At 51.7% G+C, this 15,382-nt stretch carries 14 protein-coding genes; all 14 read left to right on the top strand.

Going from position 1 to position 15,382, the window contains the following annotated elements; translation table 11 throughout:
* The 14 genes from JHJ32_RS07705 to JHJ32_RS07645 all read left to right on the top strand — a co-directional run bounded on the left by JHJ32_RS07705 (position 1) and on the right by JHJ32_RS07645 (position 15,245).
* Positions 1-627 (top strand): hypothetical protein, encoded by a 627-nt coding sequence (locus tag JHJ32_RS07705; protein ID WP_200120558.1) that lies wholly within the window; start codon positions 1-3, stop codon positions 625-627.
* A gap of 42 nt (positions 628-669) precedes the next feature.
* Positions 670-1,290 (top strand): hypothetical protein, encoded by a 621-nt coding sequence (locus JHJ32_RS07700; protein ID WP_200120557.1) that lies wholly within the window; start codon positions 670-672, stop codon positions 1,288-1,290.
* Positions 1,291-1,376: 86 nt separating this feature from the next.
* Positions 1,377-1,817 carry a hypothetical protein gene (locus JHJ32_RS07695; RefSeq protein ID WP_200120556.1) on the top strand — a complete coding sequence of 147 codons (441 nt, stop codon included), beginning with the start codon at positions 1,377-1,379 and terminating at the stop codon, positions 1,815-1,817.
* Between the two features lie 14 nt (positions 1,818-1,831).
* Entirely contained in the window at positions 1,832-3,424 is a 1,593-nt protein-coding gene (locus tag JHJ32_RS07690; RefSeq protein ID WP_200120555.1) for a hypothetical protein, read from the top strand.
* 34 nt (positions 3,425-3,458) lie between these two features.
* Positions 3,459-5,051 (top strand): hypothetical protein, encoded by a 1,593-nt coding sequence (locus JHJ32_RS07685; RefSeq protein ID WP_200120554.1) that lies wholly within the window; start codon positions 3,459-3,461, stop codon positions 5,049-5,051.
* A gap of 18 nt (positions 5,052-5,069) precedes the next feature.
* Entirely contained in the window at positions 5,070-6,638 is a 1,569-nt protein-coding gene (locus tag JHJ32_RS07680; RefSeq protein ID WP_200120553.1) for a hypothetical protein, read from the top strand.
* A 19-nt stretch (positions 6,639-6,657) separates the two neighbouring features.
* A complete protein-coding gene (locus JHJ32_RS07675) occupies positions 6,658-8,247 on the top strand; it encodes a hypothetical protein (protein ID WP_200120552.1) in 1,590 nt (529 codons plus the stop codon).
* A 20-nt stretch (positions 8,248-8,267) separates the two neighbouring features.
* Complete coding sequence (locus tag JHJ32_RS07670; RefSeq protein ID WP_200120551.1) at positions 8,268-9,848, top strand: hypothetical protein; 1,581 nt, start codon at positions 8,268-8,270, stop codon at positions 9,846-9,848.
* 66 nt (positions 9,849-9,914) lie between these two features.
* Positions 9,915-10,964 carry a hypothetical protein gene (locus tag JHJ32_RS07665; RefSeq protein WP_200120550.1) on the top strand — a complete coding sequence of 350 codons (1,050 nt, stop codon included), beginning with the start codon at positions 9,915-9,917 and terminating at the stop codon, positions 10,962-10,964.
* 88 nt (positions 10,965-11,052) lie between these two features.
* Complete coding sequence (locus JHJ32_RS07660; RefSeq protein ID WP_200120549.1) at positions 11,053-11,376, top strand: hypothetical protein; 324 nt, start codon at positions 11,053-11,055, stop codon at positions 11,374-11,376.
* Positions 11,377-11,469: 93 nt separating this feature from the next.
* Positions 11,470-11,967, top strand: coding sequence for a plasmid mobilization relaxosome protein MobC (mobC, locus tag JHJ32_RS07655; protein ID WP_200120548.1), 498 nt, complete (start codon positions 11,470-11,472; stop codon positions 11,965-11,967).
* Positions 11,949-13,205 carry a relaxase/mobilization nuclease domain-containing protein gene (locus JHJ32_RS07650; protein ID WP_200120547.1) on the top strand — a complete coding sequence of 419 codons (1,257 nt, stop codon included), beginning with the start codon at positions 11,949-11,951 and terminating at the stop codon, positions 13,203-13,205. Before mobC ends, JHJ32_RS07650 begins: the two co-directional genes overlap by 19 nt.
* Positions 13,206-13,224: 19 nt before the next feature.
* The gene (locus JHJ32_RS23145; RefSeq protein WP_370584486.1) at positions 13,225-13,860 is read left to right on the top strand and encodes a YWFCY domain-containing protein; all 636 of its coding nucleotides are present in this window, start codon (positions 13,225-13,227) and stop codon (positions 13,858-13,860) included.
* Positions 13,857-15,245: a type IV secretory system conjugative DNA transfer family protein gene (locus JHJ32_RS07645; RefSeq protein ID WP_370584485.1), complete on the top strand. Its 1,389-nt coding sequence runs from the start codon at positions 13,857-13,859 to the stop codon at positions 15,243-15,245. The genes JHJ32_RS23145 and JHJ32_RS07645 overlap by 4 nt, the downstream gene beginning before the upstream one ends.
* Positions 15,246-15,382: the final 137 nt, after the last annotated feature.

Below are 15,382 nucleotides of genomic sequence, written 5' to 3'. Positions count from 1 at the left end.
ATGAAAATCGAATTGAGGAGAGTCGAGTACAGCGAACGGATGAGCCAGAAAACCAGTGCGTTTACCGCAGACCTGTATGTCGACGGTAGAAAAGCCGGCACCGTGTCCAACACAGGCCGCGGTTTCATTACCTCATTCGAGCCCCAGGATCCGCGGGGATGGGAACTTATACAGAAGGCGAACGCGTGGTGCAAAGAGTTGCCGCCTGGTGTATACAGGGATGGAAGCGAGGAACGAACCTATGTTATGACCCTTGAGGACTATGTGGACGATCTGCTCGACGAATATCTGAAGCAACGGTTCCGTAGGGAGTTGGAGCGTTCCTTCCGGCAGCACATCGTCTTTGGCGCTGATCCCGACGAATCGTATGGTTCCGTGAAACTGGTCAACCCCGTAGAAGCCCTGTGCTCCGACGAGAACGGCAGAATGCTCCTGACCAGTTGCCTGGCCGAGATAAACTCCCGGTTCATGCAGGAGGGGGAGCGGATACTGAACAGCAACATCCCGGGGGCGATACTCAAAGCTGCAGGCTTGCAGGAACGGCAGTACGTAAAACCGGCCATCGCCGAAGCGAAGCCACGGACCCCGAAACGGCGGTCGGGCAAATGGAAATCGAAACGGATCTGACTGACAGTCCTTCCAGTCGGATCCGAATAAAATCAGTTAGTTATGAAAATCGAATTAAAAAAAATCGAACACAGCGAACGGTTGAGCGAGGAAACCGAAGCGTTTTCAGCAGATTTATATATCGACGGCAAGAAAGTCGGCACGGCCTCCAACCGGGGCCACGGCGGACCGACGGACTATGGGGCCGACAGTAAGGAATACCAGGAACTCATACGGAAAGCGGAAGCGTACTGCGAGACGCTTCCTCCGCAAAAGTTCACATCCGGCGGGGAGCAGTATACCATTGAGATGAACCTGGAGCGGTACATCGACGACCTGCTGTACGACCACCTGAAGGAAAAAGATGTCCAGAAATTCCGTAAAAAGGCGGAAAGGGCAATGGTCAAAGGTTTCGTCATAGGCGTGCCGGACAAGGAATTCGTCCAGATATACTTCAAGGTTCCACTCATGGAAATCTATAGGCAAAAAGGTGGGGATTACCTGATAGGTATGGTTGAAAAGCACGTCCTCCCCGAACTGAAGGACGGGCGGATCCTGCTGAATACCAACATACCTGAGACCGTGCTCAAGCAGGCAGGGCTCCGGGAGGGTCAGTATGCGAGGCCCCAACTGCAGGAAACGCAGCGGAAAGCGCCGGCGAAAGGCCAGCGGAGAAAGATCTGAGACAACAGAGGGCCATAAAACGGTCATATCCTGAAGAAACATTGGAAAGCTCCGCGAACGAAGCGGAAAAAAAGATCACGTTGGTTATGATCTGCCGAAACGAGGAAGATGTACATGCCGCACTTGTGCGATTGGGTTACGCCGAAGGCGGTAAATCCGGGTCCCTGCGCGGGGAAGGCAATTACGGACCGGACGGAACCCTGACGTTCCAATTGATGTGGTCACACATGCCTGCAAGCCAAAACAGGGAATACCTGACGCACGAGATACGCTTCCGCGACCCGTCCGGGGATGGTATATACCGCCTGGAATCCCACTCGGTACGCATAGCAAAAGAGATTCCCGGTGTGGGGCAGGGGCCGTTTACCGCTGACCTGACCTTTACCGCCTATGGGGAACATGTTCCCGATATCAAAGGGGCATACCTGCGCGTGCGGAAGTCACTACAGGAAGTGATCAAGGTGTTTCTTCTGGAAAATGCAGCGCCACGAAAAAAGCACCGGGAAGCAAAACCGAGGAAAATATAACATACAGGCAGAAAATGGGAATTGAAGATAGCAGGAATAAAACCGGGGAGTTGATCGAATACCTGCGATCCCTCGGGTTCAGTGGAGAACGGCTGGAAAAGGATATCATCCGCAACGCAGCCATTGGACTGCCGAAGTTCCGCGTTCGCCACCGGACGACATTCGGTGGTGATACCGTACTTTACGATTTTCTTTTTTCCACCGACGGGACGGACGGGTACCGGCCGGGGAGTCTCCGGGCGACATGCAGGTCCAGGATGGACATCGGGCACCTGACCTATCGGGGGATCGATACCGGGGCTCTTGAGGAGCGGATGAAGGACATTGATTGGTTTTCGTACTTCGGCTCCCCATCCGCCCTGGAAGACGGGGAAGCGGCACGGGCCATAGTGGAGCAGATGAACATGCTCTATGATTCCAATGATATCGCAGCCATCGAAGTCCACCAGCAACTGGCATTCATATACTGGCCGCTGGAAGTCCATGGAACCCTGAAGCATCCGCAGGTAAGGCACGGGGAAACGGAGTATATACCAACCACGGAGTTCCAAGAGAGCGAATTGCGGTCCGGGGTCAATGCCAGCCTGGCCTATCACATCGCCTCGGGGAATCTGGGCAGCCTTTACCACGGATTGCTGGAACCGGTCGGCCTGGAAGACTTCGCCGGCCTGCCGCTTGACCATGTCCTTAGACGTGAACTCTCGGAAAACCCGGATACATTCGAGATAAAATGTTCCCGGAACAGTCCGGATGGGCTTATCAAATTCAGCATACCCATCCAAAGGATACGGGGCGGCTATGATGCCGACACTATCCACGCCACTTTCATAAAGCATCCCGAAATCGGTCATGGGGTCTACAACGGGATCGATTCGTTGCTGCTTGAAGAGATTATGCGGGAAATCGACTGGCGCGATGAAAGGAGCCTGTTCCGATACGAGGAAGGTGATGCGGAGCCGGATTTCAATCCAAAGGTGGTTGAAATCCGCGAGCAGCTATACCATCTGGGCAGGGACATGGCGGGTTGCGCGGTCGCGGACCAGCTGCAACTGAAATACTGGATCGGTGTCCCATTTTTCGAGGGCGAAATAGACCAGACTGCGTGGGACGAACTGGAGGAAAGACCTAGGATCAGTTTGGAACTCCCCATTGCAAACAATGCGCCCCGCATCTTCAACGTGATGCGGGGCAGGCCCGTCATGGACAGGAATATGGAGGAATTCGTACAGGGATCCGGGCTTTGGCTGAAACTGGATGCAACGGGCGCGCATCATGGCGACACACAAGTCCTAAGGGAGATAAGGGGCTTCACGATCGATAAACTCGAATCGCTTCTCAAAATGCTGCCCATAGCCGATCGGGCGTTTTACGGCATACGGGATGCACTGATGGATGGCGAAATCGTTGATTTCCCGGTTGAGGGCGGGAAGACCGTATTGCTCGGCGCCGATCCGGAAAGTAAAACCCTGAACCTTTACACACCCGATATGGAGCGGATTCCATTCAATTTCGGGTTTGATCCCAACTGGAAGCCGGCAGCGGCACAGAAGCCGACCATGGCAAAACAGCTTGGTAGAAGGACGGGAGGCAGGAGCAACGGTATCTGAGGGAACGGGTGAAATGACGCAAAAAAAAGACAGGATGGATATCGAAAAAGTGCATCGTGAACTCACTGTATATCTGAACCGGATTGGATTCACCGGTGAAAAATTGACACGCGAATTGCTGGACAGGATCAAACACAATTATGATGGCTTTGCCGTCCTGCACGAATCCGGATACGGGGAAGAGAGAATGCGTTATGAGCTTGTATTCACAAAAGACGCAGCGCACGGCTATGCGCTCATGAACATCAAGGCCACCCACACCGATCCGATCGTGATTACGCATCGGATTGTGGACGGCATCTATACGGCATCGCTTGAAAAACGGATAGCCCAGGTGGACTGGCGGAATTGGTTCGCGGAACACCCGGACGAGCGGTCATGGAAATCGGATAGAGCCGCGCATCGGGTGCTTATGGATTTCCTAAAGCTGTCGGCCGGCGGCAGTTTCGAGGGAATGGAGATACAGGAGCAACTGCAGTTCAAATATTTTGCCGACACCGGTTACAACCCGTTCAACCTGGAAAGGATCCGGCAGCGGTATGAAAGCGGTGGGGAATACCGGCCGGATGACCCGTTTCCGTGGACGGCCAATCTGATATTCTGCCACATTTCGGGGAGGCTGGACTACCTGGCCGAACAGTTCATTGATATGGGCATAAATCCCTACGAACAATTGATAAAGGATTTATCGCGGAGCCTGGAAGAATTTACCTTCACGTTCCGGGAGCCGCGTGATGAAGGAATCATGGAGCTTCGGGTTGATATCGGTCTTGACGGGAGCGGTTTTCCCCATACGGCCAATGAATACACCATCACGCGGTTCAGATATCCCCAGTACATCCATGGTGTCTATGCCGGAATAGACACCGCGGAGCTGGAACGGGAAATCATTCAGGCACGTCCCCCGCTTCTGTGGGACCGGGCGTTACCGTACGGATTTTTCCCGCCGCAGGGATTGACCGAGACGGAGACCGGATTGCTCCGCAAGATCGAGGCACTCGCAGCACAGGAGGACAGCAACGCCAAAAAAGCGGCCCTGAAGATGATGCAGCGGTATTTTCCCGAGGAACCATTGCATCCAGGCCTCGCCGCCCTGCACCTGCCAAAGGATGGCTATAGTCAGGTTTTTTCAACGGAGGACATGGACGTGGACAAGGCTTGGAACCAGCTCTGTGGCCGGGCCATCTGGCTTGGCGACCGTGAAAACCGCGGGGAACGGCGGTGGACAAGGGCTGATTACAGCGGTGACACCGTAAAGGGTACGGACATCGAGGGGATGACCCACGATGAAACCTTACGCATGCTCCGGGGGTTACCCCTTGATATGCCCGATGGAAACCTGCGTGATCTGTGCGCATATATCTGCGAAGGAGGCAGGGCACGCATCCAGTTATCGAACGGACGTGATATGTATATCGAAGCCAATCCTGAAAAATGGCGGCTCAACTATTACGATACTGACCTCCGCCCGCTGTACGGAATCCTTCCGGGTATTGGGTCAAGTAAATCTGAAATCGTGCATGATCCCGCCCAGGCCAATTGTGTCCAATCCGGAGCACGGAAAAATCCGCAAACGGAAAAGAAGCACGCAAACACCCTCCGGAAACCAAAAGGCAGGGGAATCTGAAATCCAAAAAATGAAATCATGGTTGAAGAGAGCAATGTGGATGAACTGATTGCCTACCTGAAATCCCTCGGATTTGAAGGGGAAACGCTGGAAAAAGAAATTGTCCGCAACGCGGATATTGGATTGCCCAGGTTCACGGTGGACCATCGGGTGCTTTTCGACAAAGGGTCGATACAATTCGAGTTGCTTATTACGACAGGTGTAAACGGAGTATACGAACTCGAGCGCTACAAGGCCAACTACCGTTCATCGGTGCAAATAAAGCATATCAACTATCGCGGCATCGATACGTCTGTCCTGGAAGACAGCATGGCGCGGATTAATTGGCCCCTCTTTTTCACGACAGGAGGAGAACAGCACGAAGCGGAGGGCAATGGGCTGAATTCCATCAAGGACGTAATGAAACAGCTAAATACCCTTTACCATGCCACCGATATAGCCGCCAATAAGATCCACCAGCAATTGCTCTATAAATATTGGCCGAAGGAAATCTACGAATTGTATAAGCATCCGCAAATCAATTATATGGCCATAGGCCATGAGAGAAGTGCCGAGTATTCTTCGGGAGATTGGATTCCAAATGCCAGGCTCGCCTACAATATCCTGTCAGGCAAACGGGAAGAACTTTATGAAAAAATAAGCCTTTCGCAATTGGAGGAATTCGCAAAGATAGACCTGTATACAATACTGAACAGAGAACTGTCCAAGAAACCCGGGGCTTTCCATATCACCGGCTACAAAAATTCCGAAAACGGGTTAACGGAGTTCGAAGTGCCAGTCCGCTGGGAGAATGGAAATTACGAAGTGGATATATATCGGGCTACCTATAGCCCGCATCCTGAAATAGAACATGGGGTCTACAATGGTATTGATTCGGCCGAGCTTGAAGCGATGATGAGGGAAATCGATTGGTGGGACGACAGCAACGTATTCCGATTTCCTGAAGACGGGGATCCCGAGTTCCGATCGAAAGTCTATGATGTGCAGGAACAGATCTATCGGTTGAGCCAAGACATGGTTGGTGCGGAGGTTGCCGATAAACTGAAGCTGAAATACTGGGTTGGCCTCGATTTTTTTGGGGACAATATCGAAGAAACCGCCTGGGAGGAACTGGAAGGAAGGGATAAAATCCAGGTGGAATTTCCACTGGAGTTTCCCGCCCGCACCCTGTTCAGCCTTATGCAGGGAAGACCAATCTTTGACCGCACAGCCAGCAAAATAGAAGGAACGGCAATCTGGTGGCGGATTAACGATGAACACCGGCCAGAGCAGGTGGAGGCAGTTTCTCCAAAAGAAATTGACGGACAGCTCAGCATGCTTCCTATCGGTGCCACCGGACGCTATGAAGCCAGGAATAGATTACTTGAGGGCAATATCCTGGAATTAAATCCGAGCGGCGAAAAGAGCGTTTCAGTGACTGTGGACCCAAAGGCATTTGGCCTTCAGATGCACACATCCGACGGCCGTCCGATTGCCTTTAATTTCAGTTTAGACCCGGACTGGAAACCGTCTGAAGCCTTAAACCTTTTGAAGATGGAGCTTGGAAAGCCAAAAATGAAACAAAAAGGCAAAGGAAAAGGCTTTTAACACCCCAATAAACAAAGGTATGAAAGAGAATGACAAAGCAGAAGAACTAATCACCCCCCTCAAATCCCTTGGATTTGAAGGGGATCAACTGAAAGCCGATATTGTGAAAGGAATGGAAGTCGGACTTCCTTTTTTTACCGTCAACCACCGCGTGCATTTCGGGGAAGAGCTGATGGACTTCGAGCTGCGCTTCAAAATGCCGCTGGAGGGCGATAAACCCATTCTGGAGCGATACAATGCAACTTTCCGCTCAGCGGTTGAGATCGAACATCTCCGCTATAGCAGCATTGACACCGCCGACCTCGAAGAGCAGATGAAACGCATCGACTGGTTTAAGTATTTCAAAGACGGAAAAGGGCACACTGCAGCGGATGCAGAAAGGGAGAATGCCAGAAAAGTGATGCGGCAACTGGACCTTCTTGACCGTTCAAAAGACATCGCCGCCAATGCCATACGGGAAGAGCTAATTTACAAGTACTGGCCGAAAGCTATTGCTGAATTACACCGTCATTCTGCGGTAAAGCCTGAGTACGATTTCGAGCGTTCGTTCGACAGCGGAATCCTCGCGATTCCGAATATCTATCTTGCGTACCATAAAGCTTCGGGACGGCTCGATGTGCTTCTCGAAAGCCTTGATACACTGGGGTTCGAGGAGTATACCGGCGCCGATCTTTACCGTAAGCTGGAGGTAATTCTGTCGAAGGATCTGGTACAATTCGGGATCGATTGTTTCAGAAATGGACCCGAGGGTCTTGCCGAATACCGGATCACCGTCCGTAAGAAAGGGTATGAATTCGAACCTGAATACTGCGAGGTATCTTTTATCCCACACCCCGGCATAGCGCACGGATTCTACAACGGCATTGATTCCGAGGGATTGGAGAGGTTGATGACGGGTATTGATTGGAAGAATGACCATGAACTCTTCCGTGTTACCGGGGATTGGGAAGAACCCAGGTTTTTCCCCAAGGTAAATGATGTACAGGAACAGCTGCATCGATTGGACCAGGATACGGCCGGAGCGGAAATAGCAGACCTCCTGCGGCTGAAGTACTGGATCGGTGTCACCTTCTTCGAAGATATGATTAGCACTTCAGCATGGAATGATATAAACCATAGGAAGAAGGAGACCGTGCAGTTCCCTCTCGAATACACCGCTGAACAAATGTACAATCTGTGGTGCGGCAGGCCGGTGATGCAAGCCGTCACCGTCGATGATGTCCGGGAAAGCACTTGGGTATGGCTCGACAGGAAGACAAAGGACGAACAGGGCAATCCACTCCTTAAAACAACAACGGGTTTAACGAAGAATGAACTGGAGACGCAATTGCGTATGATCCCGTTCCGGAACTTCGATCATTACCCCATCCGTGACGCCCTGATCTCCGGCAACCCTGTACTGGCAAAGGTACATAACGGACCTGATGTGCACATCGCGGTCAATCCGGGGCTGGCAGTGCTCGAGCTGTACACAGATAAGATGAAACCTATTCCATTCAACTTCAGGTTTGACCCGGATTGGACGCCTGAACCTACCGCATCTTCCGGCAAGAGGCAGGAACCGGTCAAACGGAAAAAGCCAAATGTCAATAAAAATAAAGGTCTATAACCCAGGAAAACGTGCTCGATATGGCAGGTAAAGATAATATAGAGGAATTGATCGACTATCTCAAATCGCTCGGGTTCGAAGGGGAAAAATTCGAAGCGGAAATCAGGAAAAAGCACCGGGAGTCCGATGCGTCATTCACCGTCCGCCACGAGACAGCGTTCGGGGAAGAAACGATGCGGTACGAGCTCCGGTTCGTCCACGACAGGCAATTCATGGCTTACCGGCTTGAGAGCTACAAAGCCACGCATCGTCTGCCGTTTACCATTGACCATACAACCATCAATGGTATCGACACCGCCGAGCTTGAAAAAAGGATGGCAGGTATCAATTGGTACCGGCAACCTGAACGTGCGATTTCAGGTATAGGGTCGGATGAATATAAAAAAGTGATAAGCGATCTATGGCAACTCACCGCCGAACCAGATTTCGACGGGGAGCAAATCCAGAGCCAACTTATATTCAAATACTGGCCCGAGGACAATTGGGATGATTTGGCAAAGGAGCTCCAGCATGCCTACGAAAATAGCCGGACTTTCCGGGCAGACGAACGCGGGATCTGCGATGCCATTCTCGCATTTAGCATTGTTTCGGGGCGATTGGATGATCTCTATGAATCTATCCGGCGGACGGGGCTGGAATATTATCCGGGCATTAACCTGGGCGGCTTAATCGCCTCCTCACTGACGTCTAATCCGGACAGTTTTGAAATCAGCTGCTCCACCGAAGAGGAAGATGGGATAGTCGCTTTTCGCATACCGGTTGAAAAAACAGACGGGGGCTACCATGCGGATATCAACCATGCCACGTTCACCCCCTTTCCCGAAATACAGCACGGGGTGTTCGATGGCATAGATTCCCGGGACCTGGAGGAACGGATGAAGCATATCGACTGGAAAGCGGATGACGGACTGTATGAATTCAACGAGCAAGAGGATGTGGTTTTGCTGCCGCATATCCGGGCCATAAAGGATAGCATCCAGCGGTTGAATGGCGTTGAGGAGTCAAAGGAAATTGCTGACTACCTACAGGTTAAATACTGGTCCGATTCGTTCATGGAAATTTATGTACAGGAAGATGTCTGGCAAATGAAGGACTGGAACCGGGTGGAACAACGTTTCGGATTGTCGGAAGACACCAGGGTAATATCCAACTTATTGAGGGGAAGGCCGGTCCATGCCAGGCAGTTCAATTCCCATGAACACGATTTGCAGGGTTGGTTTATCATCGACCCGACCGCTGTTTCATCGGATGGGTTGAATCCGATGGAACTTGTCAGGGGACTTACAAGGGCACAGGTCGAAACAATGGTGAACATGCTTCCATTGGATGGAACCGTATTCGTCGGTGATCTTGTCCGATCCATACTCCGGGGGGAAGAGGTGCCGCTGAACCTTGCCGGTGTTGACGGCGAGCAGCAGGTTTTTGTCTCCGCACCGGAAAATCCGGCAGAAAAAAAACTGGGACTGCGTACGGCGGGTGGCAAACCGATACCATTCAACTTCATGCTCGATCCCGGCTGGGTGCCCAAAAAAGCGAAACAGAATGTCCGTCAGCAAGAGACCGCTTTTTTCAGGGGAAAGCGAAATCGCAAGGGTATATGAGCTATTCACTGAAACGCCATGGCCCGGAACAGCCGTAGCCGTGTTCACACCATAAAAAATATGTAAATGGATAAAGACCGGAAAAAAAGGAATTACATTCTTGAGACGAATTATGGTCAACAGTCACTGCATCCGAATGGGGAGCATCGGTATTTCGGGAGTCTTTTGGCAGCGATCTCGGGGATGACAGGGATTAATGAATACGGTTTTCTAGGCACGATCGATAGGGGACGGTACAACGGTAAGATGCTGATCAATGCAGCCATTATTGATGCGAATACCGGTGACAGGGAGATGGAGCTGAAAGTTGTCCACCCCGGGCAGGGAATGGGCTGCGATGGCGAAGATACGCCCGGTCTTTACTACGATTTTCCCGGTACGGTTGGTGGCTTTGAGAAAAAGACCGGGCTTAGTTTCAGCGCTTTCAAAGACTACCATAAAGACAGGACCTCGATCCTGGCGAGGTATCTGGTGAGTGAGAACGGGCTGCTCTTCAAAGACACCCTGGCGTATGAGGCGCTATATAGTCAGCTAAAACAGGAGGCCAAAAAACGGATTCCTTATTCGGTTTCCACTACCAGCCGTTATTTCGGTTCAGGCGAGCAACGGGATCGCGGTTTAAGCGGCATTCCGTTTTACGAAGAGTATTTCTACGACAAAGCCGGGGATGCCGTCCGGGACATGCTTGCCATCGACTACAGGTCACTGGATGAATCCGTGGCCTGGGAGAGCGGGATGGGAAGGTTTCATTCCGCTGTGAGACTCCTTGAAAACGGCATTGGGATCGGCTCACTTATTTCGCTCAGGCTGAATCCACTGCGTACAGACGAGTTCTGGGTTATCGAGCCGGGTATTTACTTTGAGACAAGAAGACCCAGCGACCTGGAGGGCTTCGGTTTCCCGTTGGACCTGGCAGTCAAATACGGCAAATCATATCCGCAGGTGTTTCAGGTCGGGCGGTACGACCAGGCGCGGGCCAATATCCATATACCGAAAGAGGTGACCGAATTCCTAAAAAGAGAGGCTAAATCGGCCGGTGTGAAAATCCGGGGCCAAGGGCCCAGGATAGCTGCTCCAACCGATAAGCGCTCCGCCGGCAGGGGACGGAAAATATAGATGCCGCTTCCGGATAACGGATCGGGGAAAATTTGGATCACGGGCATGCCCCGCTAAAAAAAGCAAGAATTGGATCGGAGGGATTATAATGGATACCAATCAAATATACGAGGAGATTTACTTCATGTTCAGGGAGATAGATCCCGAAAAAAGATTTTCAGAATTCAGCTACTATGATGTGGACAAACCAGAGGATTTACCGCTTTACCTGGAGGACGGACTGATAATCAAATACGAGAATGCTTATTTCCAATGTAAGCGGAAGAAGAGGCTGGTCAATGGCGAACCCCCGCGTGATACCAGAATTGAATTCAAATATCTCCGCGCTTCCAAACGGAAGGATGCCGCCGAACAGCAACAGGAAAAAGCCGATAAACGGAAGCAAAGAAAGTCAACAGGGCAACATTTGTGATTGCGCTGAAAAGCCGCCCGAAAAAGTGATTAACGGCAAGGGGAAACCTTATCGGGCAATCAGCAAGATGTAGGTTTGTCGACAAACCGGCCTATGTCCGGGTGGCGCAAACCGACCTCGGGAGGGAAAATATCGGGAACAGGGCTTATTGCCCGGCCCGATTCAGGCATAACGAAGCAAGGGAAGAGGGGATATATGGGGAAGACGGAGAAGCTTACATGCCGGATACACACCCGCGTTACCGCAAAAAAGTACAGGGAACTTTCGACACTGCTCCAGCGCAGCCGGGGTATCAGATCGCACAGTGCACTGCTCAGGAATCTCCTTGACGACCGGAAAATAACCGTGGAGACCCATGACGATTCCCTCGACGCGGTCATGGAAAGGTTGTCGGAAATCCGTAAGGAACTGCAGCGCATCGGTACCAACATCAACCAGATCACGCGCCGGTTCCACCTGGAAGAACTGCCCGAAGCAAGGCTCGTCCACGCGCTGGAAGTCCAGCAGCTTTACGGCGAGACCGACAGGAAAGTCGAAGAGTTATTAATCATTGTTGACAAACTTTCAAGGAAATGGTTGCCAGAATCGTGAGTGGGAAGAGCATCAGGGGCATCCTGAATTACAACGAAACCAAGGTGCGGAATGCAGAGGCCCAAATCCTCATGGCAGCGGGATTCCCGCGTGATGCGGACGGGCTCTCTTTCAGGAACAAGCTGGACAGGTTCGAGATGCTGACACGCCAGAATGAGCAGACCAGGACGAACGCCCTGCACATTACGCTCAACTTTTCGCGGAAGGATGCGGTGGATGACGACCTGCTCCGAAGCATCGCGTCGGAATACATGGATGCCATTGGATTCGGCGCACAGCCGTTCCTTGTTTACCGCCACTACGACGCTTCCCATCCACATATCCACATCGCCACGGTCAACATCGCTGACGGCGGCGCTCGGATCGAGACACATAATATCGGGAAATACCAATCCGAAAAGGCAAGGAAAGCAATCGAAAACAGTTACAATCTCATCCGGGCGGAGGATCAGAAAGCGGAGATGGCCTACATGCTCAGGCCGGTACGTCTTGAAAAAGCGCGCTATGGGAAAACGGAAACCAAGGCGGCCATTTCCGGGATCGTCAGGGAGGTGGTATCCAGTTACCGGTTTACCTCGCTATCCGAACTGAATACGGTCCTGCGGCAGTTCAATGTGCTGGCGAACCGCGGTGACCCCGGCAGCCGGATGCATGAAAAGGGCGGGATTACCTATCATTTGCTGGACACCAGGGGGGAAAAAGTAGGCGTTCCGATCAAGGCAAGCTCGATATACGGCAGTCCGACACTGCGTAACCTTGAACGGAAATTCGGTCCGAACAGGGAAGCGAGGAAGCCCTATGGGCTGCGTATCCGTCACCAACTGGACAAGGCTGTTTCCGAGGCAACTGATATCGTCAGCTTACAGGCCAGGCTCCAGGCACAGGGTATCCGAATCCTGCTCCGGGAAAATGCGGCGGGCAGCGTCCATGGCATTACTTTCATCGATAACGGCACCCGCACGGTATTCGATGGCAGAAGTCTCGGCAAGCAATACATCAACAGGGCATTTCTGGAAAAGATAGGAAGCTACCGTAGAACCATTGACGAAACCGAAGGTATGGATGCCACTACCGGAGCTGAACGTAAGGACACGCCGGTGCAGAGCGGTTACCCTGCCAACGAGCTTCCGGTCATCCAACGACTCAGGGAGATCGCTCTGGGAGATGGATACGAAGTGGCAGTTCGCGATGTACCTAGGGAGAAGAAAAGGAAAAATCTGCGCACAGAGCAGCAATAACCATTAAAGCGGAGGGGGAATGAATACAGGGGAGAACGCGGAGGCTTTAAGGAAAATCATCGACTTCATCAGAAAAGTGAGCATCGTTTTGCTATGCCTTCACTTTTACGTGTACTGCTATGCCGCATTCGGCAGGTGGGGACTTACCCACCGCATCATTGAGCAACTGCTCGGACATATCGGCAACATGGGACTGTTCAATCATTTCCATGTTTCCAAGGTTGCGGCGCTCGCGCTGCTGCTCGTCTCGCTCGTCGGAGCCAGGGGACGCAAGGACGAAAAGCTGAAGTTGCCCACTGCACTGCGGCATTTCATCGGTGGCTTTATCATCTACCGTGTCAGCTTCCTGCTGCTGCAACTGGAAGCATCGGTCGGGGTGCTTGCGGGATTGTACATGACCGTAACGTCCATCGGCTACCTGCTTATCCTTTACGGTGGAAGCCTGCTGTCCAGGATCATCCGCAACCGGCTGGCGAGCGATATCTTCAACCGGCTGCAGGAAACGTTCCCCCAGGAGGAACGGTTGCTGGAGAGCGAATATTCGGTCAACCTACCGGCAAGGTATAACCTCAAGGGGAAAATCAGGAACTCATGGATTAACATCATAAATCCTTTCCGGGCGCTGCTCATCGCGGGCACGCCCGGATCCAGGTGAGGCGGAGAAGAAGAACCGGAAAAAGCTATTTTATCGTCAGGCACGTCATCACGCAGCACATCAGCAAGGGATTCAGCATGTTCCTTTATGATTTCAAGTACGATGACTTATCCATCATCGCTTACAATTCATTCCTGAAATACAAAAACCGTTACAAAAAGGAACCGAAATTCTACGTCATCGATTTCGATCATATCTACCACCGATGCAATCCCCTGTATCCGGAAAGCATGAACGACATTACCGATGCGACCGAAAGCTCACGTACGATCATGCTCGGCTTGAATCGCGAGTGGATTAAGAAGGCCGGGGATTTTTTCGTCGAGTCCCCGATAAATTTTGTGACGGGCATCATCTGGTACCTCCGCAAATACAAGGATGGAAAGTACTGTACGCTCCCGCATGTCATCGAGCTCATGCAGATGCCCTATGATAACCTGTTCCCGGTGCTCCGTACCGAGCCGGAGATAGAGGTGCTCATCAATCCCTTTGTGACGGCCTACGTCAATGGGGCCATGGAGCAATTGGAAGGTCAGATTGCTTCGGCAAAGATCACGATGGCGAGACTGGCCTCGCCTATGCTTTACTATGTACTGACCGGAAACGATTTCACGCTGGATATCAATAACCCCGAAGACCCCAAATTGGTGTGCATGGGCAATAACCCGCAGAAGACGCAGGTCTACGGAGCGGTCATTTCGCTCTATGTCTCCCGCATGCTGAAGCTGGTCAACCAGAAGGGGAAGCTGAAGAGCTCCCTAATCTTCGATGAGTTCCCCACTATTTATATTGGTGGCGGCGGTGCTGGATCGGGTATCCAGGGTACGATCGCCACTGCAAGAGGGAATAAGGTGGCCACCGTCCTTGCCGTACAGGATATATCGCAGTTGCGGAACGATTACGGCAAGGAAGTGGCCGATGTCATTTTTAATATCGTTGGAAACATCATCTCTGGTCAGGTGGTGGGAGATACCGCGAAAACGCTTTCAGAACGCTTCGGCAGAATTATGCAGGAGCGGGAAAGCCTTTCCATAAACGCCAGCGACACCTCGCTGAGCAAATCCACGCAACTGGAATCGGCAGTACCGGCTTCCACCATATCCAATTTGAGTTCCGGCGAATTCGTGGGAGCCGTTGCGGACAATCCCGACCAGAAGATCCCGCAGAAAATATTCCACAATGAAATCATCAATGACCATGAGGCGCTTGCCGCAGAGGAGAAAGCGTATATACCCATCCCGAAACCAAGGATGGTCACCGCGACCGAAATAGAAGATAATTATCGTCGAATCAAAGACGAGGTAATGGCCATCGTAGACGAGGAAATGGAACGGATTTATAATGATCCGGAACTGGCCCATTTGCTGGTGACCCGGGAGGAATAAGTACCGTTCGAAGCCGATACTTTGATATTTCCATCAAATCCCCTACCTTCGGAGGACTTTTTACCGGTTGTGCAACATCATACATTCATCACAGCGTGTTAAGTGTTTTTAGTTTATTTACAGTTGGGTTGGTTGTT

The organism is Parapedobacter sp. ISTM3 (genome assembly GCF_016533505.1).
Taxonomy (GTDB): Bacteria; Bacteroidota; Bacteroidia; order Sphingobacteriales; family Sphingobacteriaceae; genus Parapedobacter; species Parapedobacter luteus.
The sequence above is the reverse complement of the archived record's forward strand: the minus strand, read 5'-3'. Positions and strand labels throughout refer to the sequence as shown.

Bases quoted from the DNA above. Each gene is read 5' to 3' on its own strand.
- JHJ32_RS07660 (WP_200120549.1), top strand. From the start codon at position 11,053: ATGGATACCAATCAAATATACGAGGAGATTTACTTCATGTTCAGGGAG.
- JHJ32_RS07685 (WP_200120554.1), top strand. From the start codon at position 3,459: ATGGATATCGAAAAAGTGCATCGTGAACTCACTGTATATCTGAACCGG.
- JHJ32_RS07670 (WP_200120551.1), top strand. From the start codon at position 8,268: ATGGCAGGTAAAGATAATATAGAGGAATTGATCGACTATCTCAAATCG.
- JHJ32_RS07650 (WP_200120547.1), top strand. From the start codon at position 11,949: ATGGTTGCCAGAATCGTGAGTGGGAAGAGCATCAGGGGCATCCTGAAT.
- JHJ32_RS07675 (WP_200120552.1), top strand. From the start codon at position 6,658: ATGAAAGAGAATGACAAAGCAGAAGAACTAATCACCCCCCTCAAATCC.
- JHJ32_RS23145 (WP_370584486.1), top strand. From the start codon at position 13,225: ATGAATACAGGGGAGAACGCGGAGGCTTTAAGGAAAATCATCGACTTC.
- JHJ32_RS07700 (WP_200120557.1), top strand. From the start codon at position 670: ATGAAAATCGAATTAAAAAAAATCGAACACAGCGAACGGTTGAGCGAG.
- JHJ32_RS07680 (WP_200120553.1), top strand. From the start codon at position 5,070: ATGGTTGAAGAGAGCAATGTGGATGAACTGATTGCCTACCTGAAATCC.
- JHJ32_RS07690 (WP_200120555.1), top strand. From the start codon at position 1,832: ATGGGAATTGAAGATAGCAGGAATAAAACCGGGGAGTTGATCGAATAC.
- JHJ32_RS07705 (WP_200120558.1), top strand. From the start codon at position 1: ATGAAAATCGAATTGAGGAGAGTCGAGTACAGCGAACGGATGAGCCAG.
- JHJ32_RS07695 (WP_200120556.1), top strand. From the start codon at position 1,377: ATGATCTGCCGAAACGAGGAAGATGTACATGCCGCACTTGTGCGATTG.
- mobC (WP_200120548.1), top strand. From the start codon at position 11,470: ATGTCCGGGTGGCGCAAACCGACCTCGGGAGGGAAAATATCGGGAACA.
- JHJ32_RS07665 (WP_200120550.1), top strand. From the start codon at position 9,915: ATGGATAAAGACCGGAAAAAAAGGAATTACATTCTTGAGACGAATTAT.